Annotated in this window: 13 protein-coding genes and 1 pseudogene; 8 read left to right on the plus strand and 6 right to left on the minus strand. The window is 41.0% G+C overall.

Going from position 1 to position 16,490, the window contains the following annotated elements; genetic code table 11:
• Nucleotides 1-52 precede the first annotated feature (52 nt).
• A complete protein-coding gene (locus M595_RS02885) occupies nt 53-1,549 on the plus strand; it encodes a GMC oxidoreductase (protein ID WP_023064513.1) in 1,497 nt (498 codons plus the stop codon).
• A 1,129-nt stretch (nt 1,550-2,678) separates the two neighbouring features.
• On the opposite strand, the gene tnpA is transcribed toward M595_RS02885, so the two are convergent.
• The gene (gene tnpA, locus M595_RS02895; RefSeq protein ID WP_040483488.1) at nt 2,679-3,113 is read right to left on the minus strand and encodes an IS200/IS605 family transposase; all 435 of its coding nucleotides are present in this window, start codon (nt 3,111-3,113) and stop codon (nt 2,679-2,681) included.
• A gap of 52 nt (nt 3,114-3,165) precedes the next feature.
• On the opposite strand from tnpA, the pseudogene M595_RS32970 reads away from it, so the two are divergent.
• The 3 genes and pseudogenes from M595_RS32970 (at nt 3,166) to M595_RS02910 (ending at nt 7,421) form a co-directional block, all read left to right on the plus strand.
• A pseudogene (locus tag M595_RS32970) lies at nt 3,166-4,365 on the plus strand (RNA-guided endonuclease InsQ/TnpB family protein).
• A gap of 313 nt (nt 4,366-4,678) precedes the next feature.
• Entirely contained in the window at nt 4,679-6,646 is a 1,968-nt protein-coding gene (gene acs, locus M595_RS02905) for an acetate--CoA ligase (protein ID WP_023064471.1), read from the plus strand.
• Between the two features lie 262 nt (nt 6,647-6,908).
• Entirely contained in the window at nt 6,909-7,421 is a 513-nt protein-coding gene (locus M595_RS02910) for an SH3 domain-containing protein (protein ID WP_023064565.1), read from the plus strand.
• Between the two features lie 76 nt (nt 7,422-7,497).
• On the opposite strand, the gene M595_RS02915 is transcribed toward M595_RS02910, so the two are convergent.
• Genes M595_RS02915 through M595_RS02925 form a run of 3 tightly spaced genes read right to left on the minus strand, consistent with a single transcriptional unit; the run spans nt 7,498 to nt 9,427 of the window.
• A complete protein-coding gene (locus M595_RS02915; RefSeq protein WP_023064573.1) occupies nt 7,498-7,923 on the minus strand; it encodes a type II toxin-antitoxin system VapC family toxin in 426 nt (141 codons plus the stop codon).
• Nucleotides 7,920-8,210, minus strand: a complete 291-nt coding sequence (locus M595_RS02920; RefSeq protein ID WP_023064545.1) for a hypothetical protein — start codon at nt 8,208-8,210, stop codon at nt 7,920-7,922. Before M595_RS02920 ends, M595_RS02915 begins: the two co-directional genes overlap by 4 nt.
• Nucleotides 8,211-8,257: 47 nt before the next feature.
• Complete coding sequence (locus M595_RS02925; protein WP_023064468.1) at nt 8,258-9,427, minus strand: endonuclease NucS domain-containing protein; 1,170 nt, start codon at nt 9,425-9,427, stop codon at nt 8,258-8,260.
• 77 nt (nt 9,428-9,504) lie between these two features.
• Between M595_RS02925 and M595_RS02930 the strand changes: the two genes are divergently transcribed.
• The 3 genes from M595_RS02930 (at nt 9,505) to M595_RS02940 (ending at nt 13,207) form a co-directional block, all read left to right on the plus strand.
• Nucleotides 9,505-10,446 carry a thermonuclease family protein gene (locus M595_RS02930; protein WP_023064577.1) on the plus strand — a complete coding sequence of 314 codons (942 nt, stop codon included), beginning with the start codon at nt 9,505-9,507 and terminating at the stop codon, nt 10,444-10,446.
• A gap of 45 nt (nt 10,447-10,491) precedes the next feature.
• On the plus strand, nt 10,492-10,995 hold the full coding sequence (locus tag M595_RS02935) for a heme-binding protein (protein ID WP_023064608.1): 504 nt from the start codon (nt 10,492-10,494) through the stop codon (nt 10,993-10,995).
• Nucleotides 10,996-11,257: 262 nt separating this feature from the next.
• Nucleotides 11,258-13,207: an alpha-amylase family glycosyl hydrolase gene (locus M595_RS02940; protein ID WP_023064464.1), complete on the plus strand. Its 1,950-nt coding sequence runs from the start codon at nt 11,258-11,260 to the stop codon at nt 13,205-13,207.
• A 148-nt stretch (nt 13,208-13,355) separates the two neighbouring features.
• On the opposite strand, the gene M595_RS02945 is transcribed toward M595_RS02940, so the two are convergent.
• Complete coding sequence (locus M595_RS02945; protein ID WP_023064606.1) at nt 13,356-13,778, minus strand: secondary thiamine-phosphate synthase enzyme YjbQ; 423 nt, start codon at nt 13,776-13,778, stop codon at nt 13,356-13,358.
• 226 nt (nt 13,779-14,004) lie between these two features.
• On the opposite strand from M595_RS02945, the gene aspS reads away from it, so the two are divergent.
• Nucleotides 14,005-15,807 carry an aspartate--tRNA ligase gene (gene aspS, locus M595_RS02950; protein ID WP_023064546.1) on the plus strand — a complete coding sequence of 601 codons (1,803 nt, stop codon included), beginning with the start codon at nt 14,005-14,007 and terminating at the stop codon, nt 15,805-15,807.
• Nucleotides 15,808-15,922: 115 nt separating this feature from the next.
• Here aspS and M595_RS02955 read toward each other — a convergent pair whose 3' ends face one another.
• Complete coding sequence (locus M595_RS02955) at nt 15,923-16,483, minus strand: hypothetical protein (RefSeq protein WP_023064592.1); 561 nt, start codon at nt 16,481-16,483, stop codon at nt 15,923-15,925.
• Between the last annotated feature and the right edge of the window lie 7 nt (nt 16,484-16,490).

A 16,490-nucleotide genomic window follows, 5' to 3' on the forward strand; every position in this document is an offset into this window, starting at 1 on the left:
AATACTGATACTAAGCCCTAAACCCTAATAACTGAAATTACGGATTACTCCTATGATTATCGACGACCAACACTACGACGTTATTATCATTGGTACAGGTGCAGGTGGCGGCACTTTAGCTCAAAAACTTGCACCGACAGGAAAGAAAATTCTCATCCTTGAACGGGGTGATTTCATGCCTTTAGAGGAGCAGAATAGAGCCGAAGTTGATATTTTCAAAAAAGCTCGATATCGTGCGCCTGAACGCTGGTACGACCCGGAGGGTGAATCTTTTTCTCCCTTAATGAACTATGCAGTCGGTGGCAATACCAAGATTTACGGCGCTGCATTACTCAGAATGCGTGAACGGGATTTTGAAGAAGTCAAACACCAAGAAGGCATCTCTCCCGAATGGCCTGTAAAATATAATGACTTTGAACCCTATTACACAGAAGCCGAACAGCTTTATCAGGTTCATGGTCAAGTCACAAACGACCCCACAGAACCGCCTCACAGTGCAGACTATCCTTATCCCGCGATTAGTCACGAACCTTGTATTCAAAAGCTGGTTGATGCTGTTGCCCAAAAAGGTCTACATCCGACTTCTCTACCGATGGGATGGACGCGCCAAGAAGATGACCCCACAAGTGATTCTCAGGTTTATGGGATTGATTTGGCCCTCAAACATCCGAATGTGACGCTGAAAACTGGTGCAAAGGCGGTTCGCTTACTGACGAATGCTTCGGGAACCGAAGTTAAAGCTGTAGAAGTAGAAATTAACGGACAATCCTGTTTGATTTTTGCGGATATTATCGTCCTGGCTTGTGGCGCGATTAATTCAGCCGTATTATTGTTGCGGTCTGCCAATGAAAAATACCCAACAGGACTCGCCAATCGTTCTGACCAGGTGGGCCGGAATTTAATGAAACACCAAATGACGGCAATTGTCCAATTGGATGCCGCCCCGAATTCGGGTCAGTTTCCTCGGTCTGTTGCGGTGAATGATTTCTATTGGGGGGATGAGAATTTTTCCTATCCCATGGGTCACATTTACAATACAGGTGGATTGTTACAAGATGTGATTTTTGCAGAGTCTCCCCCGATTTTTTCTGTGTTGACGAAAGCAATACCCCAGTCTGGATTAAAACAGTTAGCCATGCGTTCTATTGGCTGGTGGGCGCAAACAGAGACGTTACCCGATGCCAATAACAGAGTACGGGTGTCGGAAAATAAGCTTTATCTTGATTATACTTCTAATAATGCAGAAGCCCATGACCGTCTTGTTTATCGCTGGCTAGAGGTGTTGAAATCTATTGACAAACAACGGGCGAATGTTTATCCTCGGGGTGAAGTTCCGGTTCAAGTGATGGCAAATCAGTGCGGAACTTGTCGGTTTGGTGAAGACCCGAATACTTCTGTTTTGAACTCCAATTGTCGGACTCACGATGTTGAGAATTTGTATGTCGTTGATAGTAGTTTCTTCCCCTCTGGTTCGGGTGTGATGCCTGCTTTAACGGTGATTGCGAATGCCCTGCGGGTCGGCGATCATCTCATCAGTATACTGAATTAAGGTTAAATTTTGGCGATCGCCAAGGACTTGTTAAGGGTTGAAAAACTAAAAACGATTACTAGGGTAGGCAGTGCTTACCCGATTTTTATGATGTTTAAAGAATTGCTGAAATGTTATATCAAATACCGAAGCACCGATGCTACATATCTTTTTTCTCCCTATCTCCCTATCTCCCTATCTCCCCATCACCCTATCAATCCAATCGTATGTAGCAAATATTTAAGTATTGGATGTTATTCTGGGGGGCAATCATTCAGTAAAATTACCGATGATTCCATCTAGCTTGCTGATTATCAGCTTTTACTGCTATCTGGACGGGGGTTAAAGTTGACTTTTCTCGATTGATGGTGTACAGGTAAAGCTTACAGAAATTGATCATCTAATCCTCATCCTAGACCCCTTCAATTCAACTCAAAATTTTGTTGATCGCTTTACATAACCCCCCCAGATATAAAGATAAAAGGGATTGTTATTGCCAATATTGTAAAGCTTCTGTTAAAACAGACTAAAAGTGTTGCTGCATATATTCTAGCTAGACTACCATTTTCAGTATAAACTTTATAAATCTTCACTGACTTTGGTTGGGCTAGAGGGTTAAAGTTTATACACTGGGGGGAAAGCAATCACAAATTATGGAGCCTTTTGAACTGATATTGACCTTTTTTTAGGAAAAACTTGTGAATTGTCAAAGCATCTTCCGAAAAATTTATCTGATTACAGCTACATTGATCTATATGGTCGCTGTTGCTCTAGTTCTGGTTGGCATCGTTGTATTTGCAATATTAAATGAAACCTCCAAACTAATTCAACCCTCCAAAAAATATAGACAACCAATACAAAGAAAGTTAGAGTATACTAAATTCAAACCCATGAAAGCTTCTGCTGTATCTTCAAAAGAAAAGCACTTATTGAGCTAATCGACAAGACAAACCCGTTACAGTATTGACCAGTATTGAGAGTAAACTCAAATTCTAGAAATTGATCTGCGATCGCTGTTGCCTCAAATTAATCTGTTTTTTTAGGGTTTAGAGGGGTGAAGTCCCCTAACTGACTGTGCTGAAGTTGGGGCTTCACTCCAAATTAGGAATAAAGACAATCTTATCTTAATGTTCGGAGAAGACCCTCACTTTTAGTGATGGGATGAATCCGGACAATCTTGATTTTGAACGTAGATTTTAAGTTGCTCAATCGTAACACCACCACAACTGGCAACAAAATAAGAACCTGTCCAGAGAACCCGTTTTCTATAAATTTTAGCTAGCTCTGATTCAAATTCACGCCACAGTGTCTTAGATGCTGTGGCTTTTAAATTAGCAATCTTATTGCTCAATAACTTGTGAGGAGGGTAACTAAGTAACAAATGAACATGGTCAGACTCCCCATTGAATTCAATAATCTTAGAATCCCATTTTTGAGCAACAGAGCTAAATACCTCACTCAATCTACATATCATGATTTCACTAAATACCTTGCGTCGGTACTTTGTCACAAAAACTAGATGTACAGTGAGATTGTATACAGCTCTACAACTGTTATTGTAGTTAGGCAATTTTGTAGTTGACATTTGTACAGTTAAATAAATATAATGAGTTTAGCAGTATTTAAAAGGTCGATAAATGCTAGTCTACGAATTTAAGATTAAAGCGCATAAGCATCAGTTGTTGGCAATAGACGAAGCAATACGCATAGGACAATTCATCCGTAATAAATGTTTAAGATACTGGATGGATGCACCTAGAGAAGATCATGTTAATCGATTTTCTCTCTTAATAAGTATTGCCAAGTCTTAGCTGATAATCCGGAACTACCTTTTGTAGCTAAGTTAAACTCGATGGCTACGTGCTTCGCACACGCTTCGCGAACGGCAGTCAATGGCTGAAAGAGCTTGGGCCAGCATTAGTCGATTTTATGAAAACTGCAAGAAAAGAATTCCAGGTAAAAAGGGATATCCAAAGTTCAAAAAATTTAGTCGCTCTGTCGAATACAAAACCAGTGGGTGGCGGGTTTCTGAAAACAGAAAAATCCTGACTATTACAGATAAAACTGGGATAGGTAAACTTAAACTTGTAGGCTCAAGAGACTTAAACTGCTACCAAAGCAAACAAATTAAGCGTATTAGATTAGTTTGTCGAGCCGATGGTTACTATGCTCAGTTTTGTATTGAGATTGAGCGGAAAGAATCTGTCGAATTCACAGGTAAAGAGTTAGGGTTAGATGTCGGGCTAAATCACTTCTACACGGATTCTGAAGGTAATCAAATAGAAAACCCAAGGTATCTAAGAAAAGATGAGAAGGCCTGAAAACGCCTACAAAAAAAACTTTCTAGAAAACACAAGAGAGGTCAACCGCAGTCGAAGAGATATCACAAGAATCGCATCAAGCTAGGAAGAAAACACTTAAAGATTTCAAGGCAGCGTAAAGACCATGCTGTGAAGTTAGCACGGTGCGTATGTCAATCTAATGATTTGATAGCTTACGAGGATTTGAGTGTAAAAAATCTAGTGAAAAACCACTGTTTAGCAAAGTCTATATCGGACGCAGGCTGGACTCAATGCCCGAGAATGGTTAGAATATTTTGCTCGACTCTTTGGGAACTTGTGGTAGCTGTTGCTCCTAACTACACTTCCCAAGACTGCTCAAATTGTGGTCAAAGAGTCAAAAAATCTCTATCAGTTAGGACTCATGTTTGTAGTTGCGGAACAATTCTCGTGATTAGATGAAAACGCAGCAAGAAATATCAAAGCTTTGGCAATACAAATACTGTCGGGCGGACAGGAATTAACGCTCAGGGAGAGAAGAACCTCTGTCAAAGATAAGGAGACTTAGCTTTGGTAAGTTCGCTCAAAGAACTGAGAATCCTTCGCTTTTAGCGAGGGAGCGTCAATCGTCCTCACTTTCAGGTAATCGATTCATAATTCATAACCTTTTTTTACCCAGTTTGAACGGGATCAGAAAAAATCTCTCTAACGGGCAGAATCACACTCCATAACCGATTTTGTTCTGATTTTACGGTAAGATCAACTCGATTGATTCAACGATCTAGAGAAAATTATCAAACGATCGCGTATTGTGTTCCCTTATAGGCAGACATTAGAATAGGAACCGTAACCATAGTTACAATTATTAAAAATGTCACAACCCACGATTGAATCGATATTACAGGAAAAACGCCTCTTTCATCCGGGAGCGGAATTTTCCCAAAATGCTCACATTAAAAGCTTAGACGAGTATAAACAACTCTACGAAAAAGCCCAAGCCGACCCCGAAGGATTTTGGGCAGAACTCGCCGAAAAAGAACTAGACTGGTTTGAGAAATGGAATCAAGTCTTAGACTGGCAACCGCCCTTTGCCAAATGGTTTGTCGGCGGTAAAATCAATATCTCCTACAACTGCCTCGATCGCCATTTAACCACACCGCGCCGCAACAAAGCTGCTTTAATTTGGGAAGGTGAACCCGGAGACTCTCGTACCCTCACCTATGGGGAACTGCATCGAGAAGTCTGTCAGATGGCGAACGTGATCAAACAACTGGGCGTCAAAAAAGGCGATTGCGTGGGAATCTATATGCCCATGATACCGGAAGCCGCGATCGCCATGCTCGCCTGTGCCAGAATTGGCGCCGCCCATACGGTGGTTTTTGGGGGATTTAGTGCAGAAGCGTTAAAAGATCGTTTAGAAGACGCCGAAGCCAAACTCGTTATTACCGCAGACGGGGGATGGCGAAAAGATGCGATTGTCCCCTTAAAAGAACAAGTCGATAAAGCCTTACAAACAGGTGCATCCAGCGTGGATAACGTCTTAGTCGTCAAACGCACCGCCCAAAATATCCACATGGAACCCGGACGAGATCATTGGTGGCATGATCTCCAACAAGGCGCTTCCGGTAAATGTCCGGCTGAACCGATGGATAGTGAAGATATGCTATTCATCCTCTACACCAGCGGCACCACCGGAAAACCCAAAGGGGTTGTTCACACTACAGGCGGTTATAACCTCTACAGCCACGTTACCCTAAAATGGGCGTTTGATCTCCAAGAAACCGATATTTACTGGTGTACGGCCGATGTGGGCTGGATCACGGGTCATAGTTATATTGTCTACGGGCCGTTATCGAATGGGGCTACCACGTTAATGTATGAAGGGGTTCCCCGGCCATCGAACCCTGGCTGTTTGTGGGATGTGGTGGAAAAATACGGCGTGAATATTTTTTATACTGCCCCAACTGCCATTCGCGCTTTAATGAAGATGGGTGAACATCATCCCAACGCCCGTGATTTATCTTCGTTGCGACTATTAGGAACTGTGGGCGAACCGATTAACCCAGAAGCTTGGATCTGGTATCATCGGGTGATAGGCGGGAATCGTTGTCCGATTGTCGATACCTGGTGGCAAACCGAAACGGGTGGGTTTATGATTACACCGTTACCGGGGGCGACACCAACCAAACCGGGTTCAGCAACGTTACCCTTTCCCGGAATTATTGCTGATATTGTCGATGCTGAGGGTGAAGCGGTTACGAACCAAAGTGGCGGATATTTGGTGGTCAAACATCCCTGGCCGGGAATGATGCGGACGGTGTATAAAGATCCTGAACGCTTCAAACAGACGTATTGGGAACATATTCGACCCAAAAACGGTGAATATATCTATTTTGCTGGAGATGGCGCTCACAAAGATGAAGACGGCTATTTCTGGGTGATGGGTCGGGTGGATGATGTGATTAATGTTTCTGGCCACCGTCTGGGTACGATGGAGATTGAGTCGGCGTTGGTTTCTCATCCCATGGTTGCAGAAGCCGCAGTGGTTGGTAAGCCGGATGAGGTTAAAGGTGAGGATATTGTTGCTTTTGTGACCTTAGAAGGGGAACATCAACCCAGTGAAGCGTTAAGCAAGGAGTTGAAACAACACGTCGTTAATGAAATTGGGGCGATCGCCCGTCCGAGTGAAATTCGGTTTACGGATGATTTACCAAAAACCCGATCAGGTAAAATTATGCGGCGTCTGTTGCGAAATTTGGCAGCAGGTCAAGAAATTAGTGGCGATACTTCGACCTTACAAGATCGCACCGTGTTAGAAAAATTGCGGGGCGGTGCATAGAGTTTTACCCCCACCAACCTCCCCCTAAAAGCAGAAGGCCAATTTCTTCTCCCCTCGCTATTGATCAACAGTCCCGCGAGGGACACCTTTTCCCTCTCCTACTAATAAATAGTCCCTTCGGGACACGATTTTCCCCCTCTCCTTGTAGGAGAGGGCTGGGGAGAGGTAGGAGAGGGGTTGGGGGAGAGGTTATTCATTCTCCCCTCGCCTCGTAGGAGAGGGTTAGGGAGAGGTCAAAATAATTTGATTTCTAAAAAATGCCATGAAACTTTTTAAATTCATTCCTCTTGTTTTGATGGCGACCTTAACTGCAACTCCGGCTTTGGGTCAACAACAATGTAATACTTTTGTGATTTACGATCGCAATGATACTTTTGTTAATGTGAGAACCGCACCGAATGGTAATGTTATTCGAGGAATTCCTAACGGGTCTAAAACTTCTGTAACGGGTGAACAAAATGGCTGGTATAAAGTGACTTTTGATAGTCGCTTTGATGATATTACCGGATTTATGAAAAAGGAATTATTGTGGCGAAGTACAAGAGATTATGCGATGGACTCGAAAGATACTTATGTGAATTTGCGAGAGTCTCCCAATGGATCTGTTATTCGTCAAGTTCGTAATGGAACTCCTTTGACTTTTATAGAAGGAAACAGAAACCAATGGTCAAAAGTTCGTTTAGAAGATGGTAGCGGTACGGTAGGATATATGTATGCTCCGTTAGTTGCCGATCCTTCTTGTAACCCCGATGGAACTTTTGTCGGGCCTAGATGATAGAATTGCTATTGTTCTTGCTCATCTATCATTTTAACAGAACTTATAGGCGGGTCAGCGTTGCGCCGAAAAATGTCTATTGATCGGTTTGAGAAGATAAATGAGTTAACAATTCACCTGCGGTTAAAATCTCAACAGCAGCATCTAAAAATCCCTGCATATTCCGAGTTACAATAGCATCCAAACTTTCGGAAACTGCACAAGCTAACTGCACCGCATCCTCAAAATCATCGGAATTTGATGCAATAGCAGCTTCTAGAATTTTACGGTTAACTGGACATATTTCCAAGGAAGTGAGAATTCTTTGAACAGCTTGTTTAGCAATTGACGTACCTTTCGCTTTTTTGGAAATATAGAATATATCAGTTACAGTTGTTGCTGAAACATAACCTTGAACTTCCCCTGATTCTATCAACTCAAACAAAGTACGAGCATCATCCGAAAAAGGCTTTCTATCAAGAAAAGCATCTAAAAAAATATTCGTATCAATTAAAACTCTCATTGGAGATATTTTTCCTCAAGTCTTTCATCCAAAATCGCCTCAATTTCTTCATCTGTCGGGGGTGGATTATCTGTTTTTAGAATTCCGATTAATTCTGTTAATCCTCCTTTTGTTGGTGAAGGTTCATCTGTTTTGAGTCCTCCTCGCAAACGTTCCCAGACTTCATCGGGTATGGGTTCTTTTGGTCGAAGTTCATTAGAAAGTGAACGAATAATGGCTTCAACCAATAACAAACGTTCATACACGGGTAAATTATCAGCTTCTTTCCGTAATTCCTGCCAATTCATATTTTTAACTCCTAATCTTTTATCCTATAATAGCGCGAAATTAAAAGTTAAACTCGTTCTAGCCATTTTTCTAAGGCTAAGTCAATTAAGAAGTCTAAACTTTTATAAGGTGAAGGTATTATCTTTATTCCTTTTCCTGTGTCTTCTTCAGAGAATTTTGAATAATCTTCTAATAACTTGACATCTTCATAAGTTAAAGGTTTTCGATTTTGTAAACTTTTAAAAGTATTCCAAACTGCCGATCTATATTTTGCCATTGTTTTACTCTTGATCGGTGAAAAGTTATATCTAAATTGAGTTGGATCTTCTAATTGAAGCTTCTTCCACTCTCTCCCCACTCTTATTGTGCCATTTAAATCCATTATCGCTTTTTTCCTTTTATTAATTTGCAGCCCTATCCCACTCGCAATATAACCCTCAATTAACGCCTGTTCATTCCAATCACTCCAAATTCTCGCCCGTCCAATACGGCTACTTTCACCGCCTTTAAACGGTATCCACAAAAACAACACCAGAGAATACTTTTTATCTAAAAGAAACTCAGCACAATATTTACTATTTTTAGCAGTACCATTTCCATATTTAATACTTCCTACACTTGAAAACTCTTGTATACTAGAATCAAAGCTGAGAATCTTCTCTCTTATTCTCAAAATTGTCTCTTTTTTACTCGGTGGAAAATCCGTCATAAACTTCCGAAGTCTTTGAGGTTGACTGGGAAGATTACTTTCTCTCGCATCCTCATAAAAAATTTGAATTTGTGAAGTTTTCTGGCTATCAATATCTTTCAAAATGAGATAAAACTTGTTATCCTCTTGAACAATAGAAAACTGAAAAAACTCAAATTTGAGATGATGATATTGGCGATCAATTAAATTATCTCGGTGAAAACTGGGTGCGATCGCCACCAAATTCACAGGTTTGTCATAATCAATGCGATCGCCAAAGGGCTTGTCTTCAAGCAAAGCATGGTAATATCGAGTCAGCTGCTGAACAATGCCTCTATCTTCAACATTTTTTAACTCAATCACCACCAAGCGTCCGGTTTTGTCTGTAGCCAAAAGATCACAACGTTGATTATTAACAATATATTGACGTTGGATAACCGTCCAACCCAGTATTTGATCGAGATGAGAAAACAGAAAATCTTCTAACGCTTCCTCACTCTCAAATTCCCAACATGAGCCAGTTTTCCTTAAAGTGACAAAACTTTGCATTTCCGTTGCAGGGTTCAGATTAAAATTATGATATCATAGCCATCACTTAAACCTAGAATTTTTGTATTTAAAGAACAGTGGGAACTTGGATTAAAGACTTACAAGTTACGAAAGTTGTTGATGGAGATACCCTCAAAGTATTGTTGAATGGTAAACGAGAATTTTTGAGGCTGCACTGTGTTGACACCGAAGAATCGTTTCCCTGTGGAACAAAACCCGTTACAAATGCGGGAATTGCATCTTCAGAAATGGCAATCCAATACTTTACGAATTCTGATGGTGAACTGACGCAGGTTGATGTAGAATTTGATGGGGACGAACCCGTTGAAGTCTGTCTAGAAAAATACCGAGATAGTCACGGTCGGATTATTTGCTATATTCATAAAGACGGTGAAAACTATAATACTTGGTTGATTAGAGAAGGTTGGAGTCCGTATTTTATTAAATATGGTCGTTCTATATTTTATCATCAACAAATGATGGAAGCTGAAGCCGAAGCCCAAGCTTATCATCGGATTATTTGGAACGCTCATACCAATCAAAATGGGGCTTTCCGCAACTACGAATTATTAATGTCTTGGTGGACACTACGAGACTCAATTATTCAAGATTATCGCCTCAATGGAATTCGGGCGGGAGTGCTTTCGGTACGTTTAGATTACCCTAAAATTATCGCCGCCGCAGCAAAAGAAGAATGGATTACCATCTTTTGTGATTTACAAGATGGCGTGACCAAATGGATTGGAAGCGGGGCGTTGATTCATACAGGTTCAAAAGATCATATCTTAAAATTGTGGATTCCCGAAGCTAAAAACGATAAAAATGCACCCCTAGCTCAACTCATTCAAAAACGTTATTCAGGTTTAGGACGAGGTTATGTTTATGTGAGTGGAAAAGCGGTAATGTATCGTGATAAACCAGAAATTACGTTAACAGATCTCAAACAGATCTCCGATTTTTGTCCAATTTTTCCCATTGAAAAACAGAGGCTTGTCAAAACCCGAGAAAAAAGTCAATAAAGCTGCTAAACTATAAATATGATTCTTGAAAATAGAGTACAAGCAATGCCGACTTCTTTACCGGAAGGATTTCCTGAACCCACTCAAGCAGGTGTAATTGAAATCAAATATTATCCGGCTTATCGGGGAGTAACCTATTCTCATAGCGGAGATTTAACCCAAGCCACCAAAGCAGCATTTAACCCCTTATTTCAGCATATTAGCAGTAATAATATTGCCATGACCACACCTGTAGAAGCCCGTTATCAAGATGCTTCTCGGGCGGAGGTTTCGTTTTTGTATTCAAGTCCTCAAATTTCTCCTCAACAGGTTCAGTCTGATGTTCAAGTCCTAGATACTGAAGCGATGATGGTGGTCAGTATTGGAATTCAAGGGGCTTATACTTGGGAAAGTTACGAAACTCATCTTCAGAAACTTCAGAGTTGGCTACAACAAAATCCTCAATATCAAGCAGTTGATTCGCCTCGACGATTATTTTACAACTCCCCCATGACACCCGAATCTCTCAAATATAGTGAAGTCCAAATCCCCATTCAAAAAGTCTCTTAACTCTAATCAAATTAAGGTGACATTTTACATCTATCTAAAGATAGATTTTTTGACGTATTAAAAATGTTAAATTGAGAGGATAACTTTATTTTTAAGTAGAAAACATCATTATAGATTAATATTAGCTCAAAGTCGCAAAGACTGACTTGACTTTTCACTTCAGTTTAGGTATTCTCACAAAAATAATCATTCAGGGTCTAGGAGAATACCCAGTTATAAAACTCACATATTTTCCTCAAACCCATCTAAAGTATTGTCAACTATGAGTTCACAACTGCCCACACAAAAACTGTCAAAAATTGACCGCATCAGCCAAGACGAAGCGATTGAAAAAATAGAAGAAACCATTGACTCCCCAACCGAACAAGATATTGATTTGGAGTTTCTCTACACCCGAGATATTGAATTTCGTCAAGAAACCATTTATTTTATTGTTGTAGATCGATTTTGTGATGGAGATCCCGATAATAATGAAGGCCCTAATCCTGAACTTTATGATCCCGAAAAACAAGATTGGGGAAAGTATTGGGGCGGAGATTTACAAGGAGTTATTGATAAGTTAGATTATCTCAAAAATTTAGGCGTAACAGCCCTGTGGTTAACCCCTTTGTTTGAACAAGTCGAAGGATTATTCTTTGAAAGTGCAGCCGTTCATGGATATTGGACAAAAGACTTTAAACGAATTAATCCTCGCTTTATTGGTGTTGATGAAAACCCCTCACTCAACCAAACTCAAGATACAAAAGATACTATATTTGATCGGTTAATTGAAGAATTAGACAAACGAGGTATGAAGTTAATTCTAGATATCGTTTGTAACCATAGTAGTCCTGATGTCGCCGGAGAAAAAGGCGCCCTTTATGATGATGGTGTCAAAATCGCCGATTTCCATGAAGACGCGAATCACTGGTATCATCACTACGGAGAAGTCACAGACTGGGAAGATGAATGGCAAGTTCAAAACTGTGAATTAGCAGGACTGGCTTCATTTAATGAAAATAATACCGAGTATCGAACTTATATCAAATCAGCGATTAAACAATGGATAGATCGGGGGGTTGATGCGTTACGAATCGATACCGTTAAGCATATGCCAATCTGGTTTTGGCAAGAATTTATTGCGGATATTACGACCTATAGACCCGATATTTTTATCTTAGGAGAATGGATTTATTCTAGCCCAGATGACGGACTTTCTGTAGAATTTACCAATAATTCTGGAATGTCAATACTAGATTTTGGACTCTGTATCGCAATTCGACGGGCGTTAGGAAACTGTGAAGAAGATGGGTTTTATTTAATCAAAGATATTCTCGATAAAGATCATTATTACGACAGTGCAACCGAATTAATTACCTTCATTGATAACCATGATATGCACCGTTTTCAAACCTTAAATTCTGATCCGGGTTATTTGCATATGGCGGTAGCCTTAATTATGACTTCCCGAGGAATTCCCTGTCTGTATTACGGGACTGAACAGTATCTTCACGATGATACCAATGGCGATCACAATCCTTACGGAAATAACGATCCTTATAACCGTCCGATGATGGAAAAATGGGATAAAGATAGCCCTCTCTATCGTGAAATTCGACTGCTTTCAGGGGTGCGACGACTCAATCCTGCGGCTTCAATGGGAGGTCAATGGCAAAAATATATTACCCCTGATATTTATTGCTACACTCGTCGCTATCGGGATTCTAGAGTATTTGTCGCCATGAACCGAGGCGAAGATGTTGTTTTAGAAGCGGTAGAAACCGGTTTACCGGATGGAGAACATACCGATGTAATGTCACCGAATAAATATGAAGTAGTCGATGGACATATCCATAATCTTCAGTTAGATTCTAAACAAATTATTGTCCTTTCTCATGTCGGCGAACGACTCAAAGCCCAAACCATTGTCCGAGTTCAGTTGAATGGAGTGCAAACCCTTCCGGGTGAAAGTATTGTGATTATCGGAGATTGTCCAGAACTCGGAAATTGGGATATTGGCAAAGCTTATCCTCTAGAATATATTAATAGTAATACTTGGTTTGCAGAAATTCCTTTTAATGAAAGCGCCGGAAAACTAATCAATTATAAGTATACCATGCTACGAGAAGGACAATCCCCTCTCCGGGAAAATTTAGTTTCTCGTCGTTGGGTGATTGCCAGTGAAGGGATTGTAAAATGGCGAGATCGATGGGCTCCTGGGCGAGAATCTTAACAAGAAAGAGGGAACAGGGAACGACGGATCAGGGAACAGGAAGAAGGCAAAAGGCACTCATGCAAAAGTAAAGACTGTTCCTTGTTCCTTTAAAACTGTTTTTACGGGTGATGGGTGACTGAAAATCCCCGCCCCTACAGATATTCAATTAATAAGAATCTCCCGAAAGATGAACAATCAGTTCACGATTATGTCGATGATTGCGATGTTCCCAAACATAAAGACCCTGCCAAGTTCCTAATACTAATCGTCCTTGAGAAATCGGAATTTGTTCAGAAGTATGAGTCAAAACACTACGAATATGAGCGGGCATATCATCAGGCCCTTCAGCATCGTGAATATAATGATTGCCTTCAGGAACTAATTTTGATAAGAAATTTTCTAGATCTACTAATACATCTGGATCAGCATTTTCTTGGATAATCAAACTAGCTGAAGTATGGCGCAAAAACACACTACACAAACCAGTTTTAATGCCAGATTTGGAGACAATATCCTCAACTTGATGGGTGACTCGGACGAGAGACTTAGGAGTGGTAGAAACTCGAATTAATTGTTGATAGTGAGTCATAACCGTTAATCGTAAATAATGGACAATCTTTTGAGAGAACAGCGTCACACACTTTTAACACTATATCTACATCTAACAGAGTTGCGTCCGTCCTCAAAGACTAATGCAGACTTGTGACTGACCCTCGAAAAATAAAAATAAAATTAAGTTAGCAATTTTGCTCACCTATTATATACTGGTATTTTGCTAATCTTGTATGTGAATCCAGATCGAAAAATCGATAGCCATGCGAACCCATTACTGTGGACAACTCAGAAGTACCGATATCGGAAAAACCGTCACTCTCTGCGGATGGGTGGATCGTCGTCGAGATCATGGCGGAGTGATCTTTCTGGATTTGCGCGATCGCATGGGTATCGTTCAAATTGTCAGCGATCCTCAACGCACTCCAGACTCCTACAACATCGCGGAAACGATGCGAAATGAATATGTGGTGAAAATCACGGGTCGAGTCTCTCAACGTCCAGATGAGTCCCTCAACACCAAACTCGCCACCGGAGAAGTCGAAATCTATGCCGATCAAATTGAACTTCTCAACGCCCTGGGAAAACCACTTCCCTTTCAAATTTCCACCGCAGAACCCGAATCTGTTAAAGAAGAATTACGCTTAAGATATCGCTATTTAGACATCAGGCGCGATCGCATGACTCGCAACCTTCAACTCCGTCATGGGGTGGTCAAAGCAATGCGTCGTTTCCTCGAAGATCAAGAACACTTTATCGAGATTGAAACCCCAATTCTGACTCGTTCCACCCCAGAAGGGGCCAGAGACTATGTTCTCCCGAGTCGGGTTAACCCCGGAGAATGGTTTGCTTTACCGCAGTCCCCGCAATTATTTAAACAATTGTTGATGGTATCGGGAATGGATCGATATTATCAGATTGCTCATTGTTTTCGAGATGAAGATTTACGGGCGGATCGTCAACCGGAATTTACTCAATTGGATATGGAAATGAGTTTCATGTCTCAAGAGGAAATTCTAGCTTTAAATGAAGCGTTAGTGGCTCATATTTTTAAAGCAGTTAAAGAGATAGATTTACCCCTTCCTTTTCCCCGTTTAACCTATGCTGAAGCCTTAGATCGGTATGGGAGTGATAAGCCAGACACCCGATTTGGTTTAGAATTAGTTGATGTTTCTGATCTTGTTAAAGACTGTGGGTTTAAGGTCTTTTCAGGAGCGGTTCTATCGGGCGGAATTGTCAAAATATTACCGATTCCGGGTGGAAATGAAGCTTTTTCTAATGTGAGAATTAAGCCCGGTGGTGATTTATTTAAAGAAGCCAGTGAAGCCGGGGCGAAAGGCTTGGCTTATATTCGGGTCAAAGAAGGCGGAAAACTCGATACTATTGGGGCGATTAAAGATAACTTGAGTGAAGACCAAAAGCAAGAAATCCTCAAACGAACTCAAGCTAAACCGGGTTTCCTGTTGTTATTTGGGGCGGGAGAAACAAACACAGTTAATAAAACGTTAGATCGTTTGCGGTTAGTGGTTGGGGAAGAATTGGGATTAATTGCTAAAGATCAGACCAATTTTCTGTGGGTGACTGATTTTCCGATGTTTGAATGGAATGCAGATGAAAAGCGTTTAGAAGCCTTACATCATCCGTTTACGGCACCCCATCCAGATGATTTAGCGGACTTAAAAACGGCTCGGGCTTTGGCTTATGACTTGGTTTTAAATGGGTATGAAATTGGCGGGGGAAGTCTGCGAATTTATCAGCGAGATGTCCAAGAAAAGGTATTTGAAACGATTGGATTATCGATTGAAGAAGCGTTTAATAAGTTTGGATTTTTATTAGAAGCTTTTGAATATGGTACCCCTCCCCACGGAGGGATTGCTTATGGTTTAGATCGGTTAGTGATGTTGTTGGCTGGAGAAGAATCCATTCGAGATGTGATTGCCTTTCCGAAGACTCAACAAGCCCGTTGTTTGTTAACTAATGCACCGTCTAAGGTAGAGGATAAACAGTTAAAAGAATTACACGTTGCCTCGACCTATAAACCGAAGAAGTCAGAAGAAAAGAGTTAGTTCACAGTGAAATTGTAGGGTGGGCAATGCCCATTCTACCTGATTGATGATCCTGAACCGAGAAAAAAATAATCACCCCAGAATAATATTACCGGGGTAGATGCTGCTGATGCTCTTAATCGTCCACAATATTTGCCCAGGCGGAGAAAGAAGGCGGAAAGAAATCGATTTCATATTCAGATTCTTCCCATTCTTTAACCCAAAGCGGAACTTTTCCTTTCTCTAGTGTCAGAGCAAACTGTCGTTCTCCAACTTCTGTGATGTGAAAAATTTGTTTGAGAGTATCGCCTTGATCTAAAGCTTCACTGAGGATTTCATCAAGTTCAGGAGCAACCCGTTTAACCCGGCTTTTGTTGTCTTCATCAACCCAAAGTAACTTCAGAGATTTGAGATTACGCGGACTGAGTTCACTCCTAAAATAAACTCGTTTAAGCGTTGCTACGGGTTCTAAACTCCGTTCAATGCGGCGAATTTGTTGGAGTCGTAAGTTGTGATGTTCGGCGAGACTTTTGCGTTCAGGTGCTGAAATAATCCCCTTAGTATTGGCGTGTTCCATCCCATATCTCACCAACGAACAGCCCAAGTTAGCTAACAGGTGAATAAGCTGTCGCTCTTTGGGAGTGGCTTGGCGTCGAACGAGGGTGTTAGTGGCTCTCCTTGGTCTTCTTGCTGTCATCTGGACT

Origin of the sequence: Lyngbya aestuarii BL J, from assembly GCF_000478195.2 — a bacterium.
In the GTDB taxonomy this organism is placed as follows: Bacteria; Cyanobacteriota; Cyanobacteriia; order Cyanobacteriales; family Microcoleaceae; genus Capilliphycus; species Capilliphycus aestuarii.

Bases quoted from the DNA above. Each gene is read 5' to 3' on its own strand.
- M595_RS02885 (WP_023064513.1), top strand. From the start codon at position 53: ATGATTATCGACGACCAACACTACGACGTTATTATCATTGGTACAGGT.
- tnpA (WP_040483488.1), bottom strand. From the start codon at position 3,113: ATGTCAACTACAAAATTGCCTAACTACAATAACAGTTGTAGAGCTGTA.
- acs (WP_023064471.1), top strand. From the start codon at position 4,679: ATGTCACAACCCACGATTGAATCGATATTACAGGAAAAACGCCTCTTT.
- M595_RS02910 (WP_023064565.1), top strand. From the start codon at position 6,909: ATGAAACTTTTTAAATTCATTCCTCTTGTTTTGATGGCGACCTTAACT.
- M595_RS02915 (WP_023064573.1), bottom strand. From the start codon at position 7,923: ATGAGAGTTTTAATTGATACGAATATTTTTTTAGATGCTTTTCTTGAT.
- M595_RS02920 (WP_023064545.1), bottom strand. From the start codon at position 8,210: ATGAATTGGCAGGAATTACGGAAAGAAGCTGATAATTTACCCGTGTAT.
- M595_RS02925 (WP_023064468.1), bottom strand. From the start codon at position 9,427: ATGCAAAGTTTTGTCACTTTAAGGAAAACTGGCTCATGTTGGGAATTT.
- M595_RS02935 (WP_023064608.1), top strand. From the start codon at position 10,492: ATGCCGACTTCTTTACCGGAAGGATTTCCTGAACCCACTCAAGCAGGT.
- M595_RS02940 (WP_023064464.1), top strand. From the start codon at position 11,258: ATGAGTTCACAACTGCCCACACAAAAACTGTCAAAAATTGACCGCATC.
- M595_RS02945 (WP_023064606.1), bottom strand. From the start codon at position 13,778: ATGACTCACTATCAACAATTAATTCGAGTTTCTACCACTCCTAAGTCT.
- aspS (WP_023064546.1), top strand. From the start codon at position 14,005: ATGCGAACCCATTACTGTGGACAACTCAGAAGTACCGATATCGGAAAA.
- M595_RS02955 (WP_023064592.1), bottom strand. From the start codon at position 16,483: ATGACAGCAAGAAGACCAAGGAGAGCCACTAACACCCTCGTTCGACGC.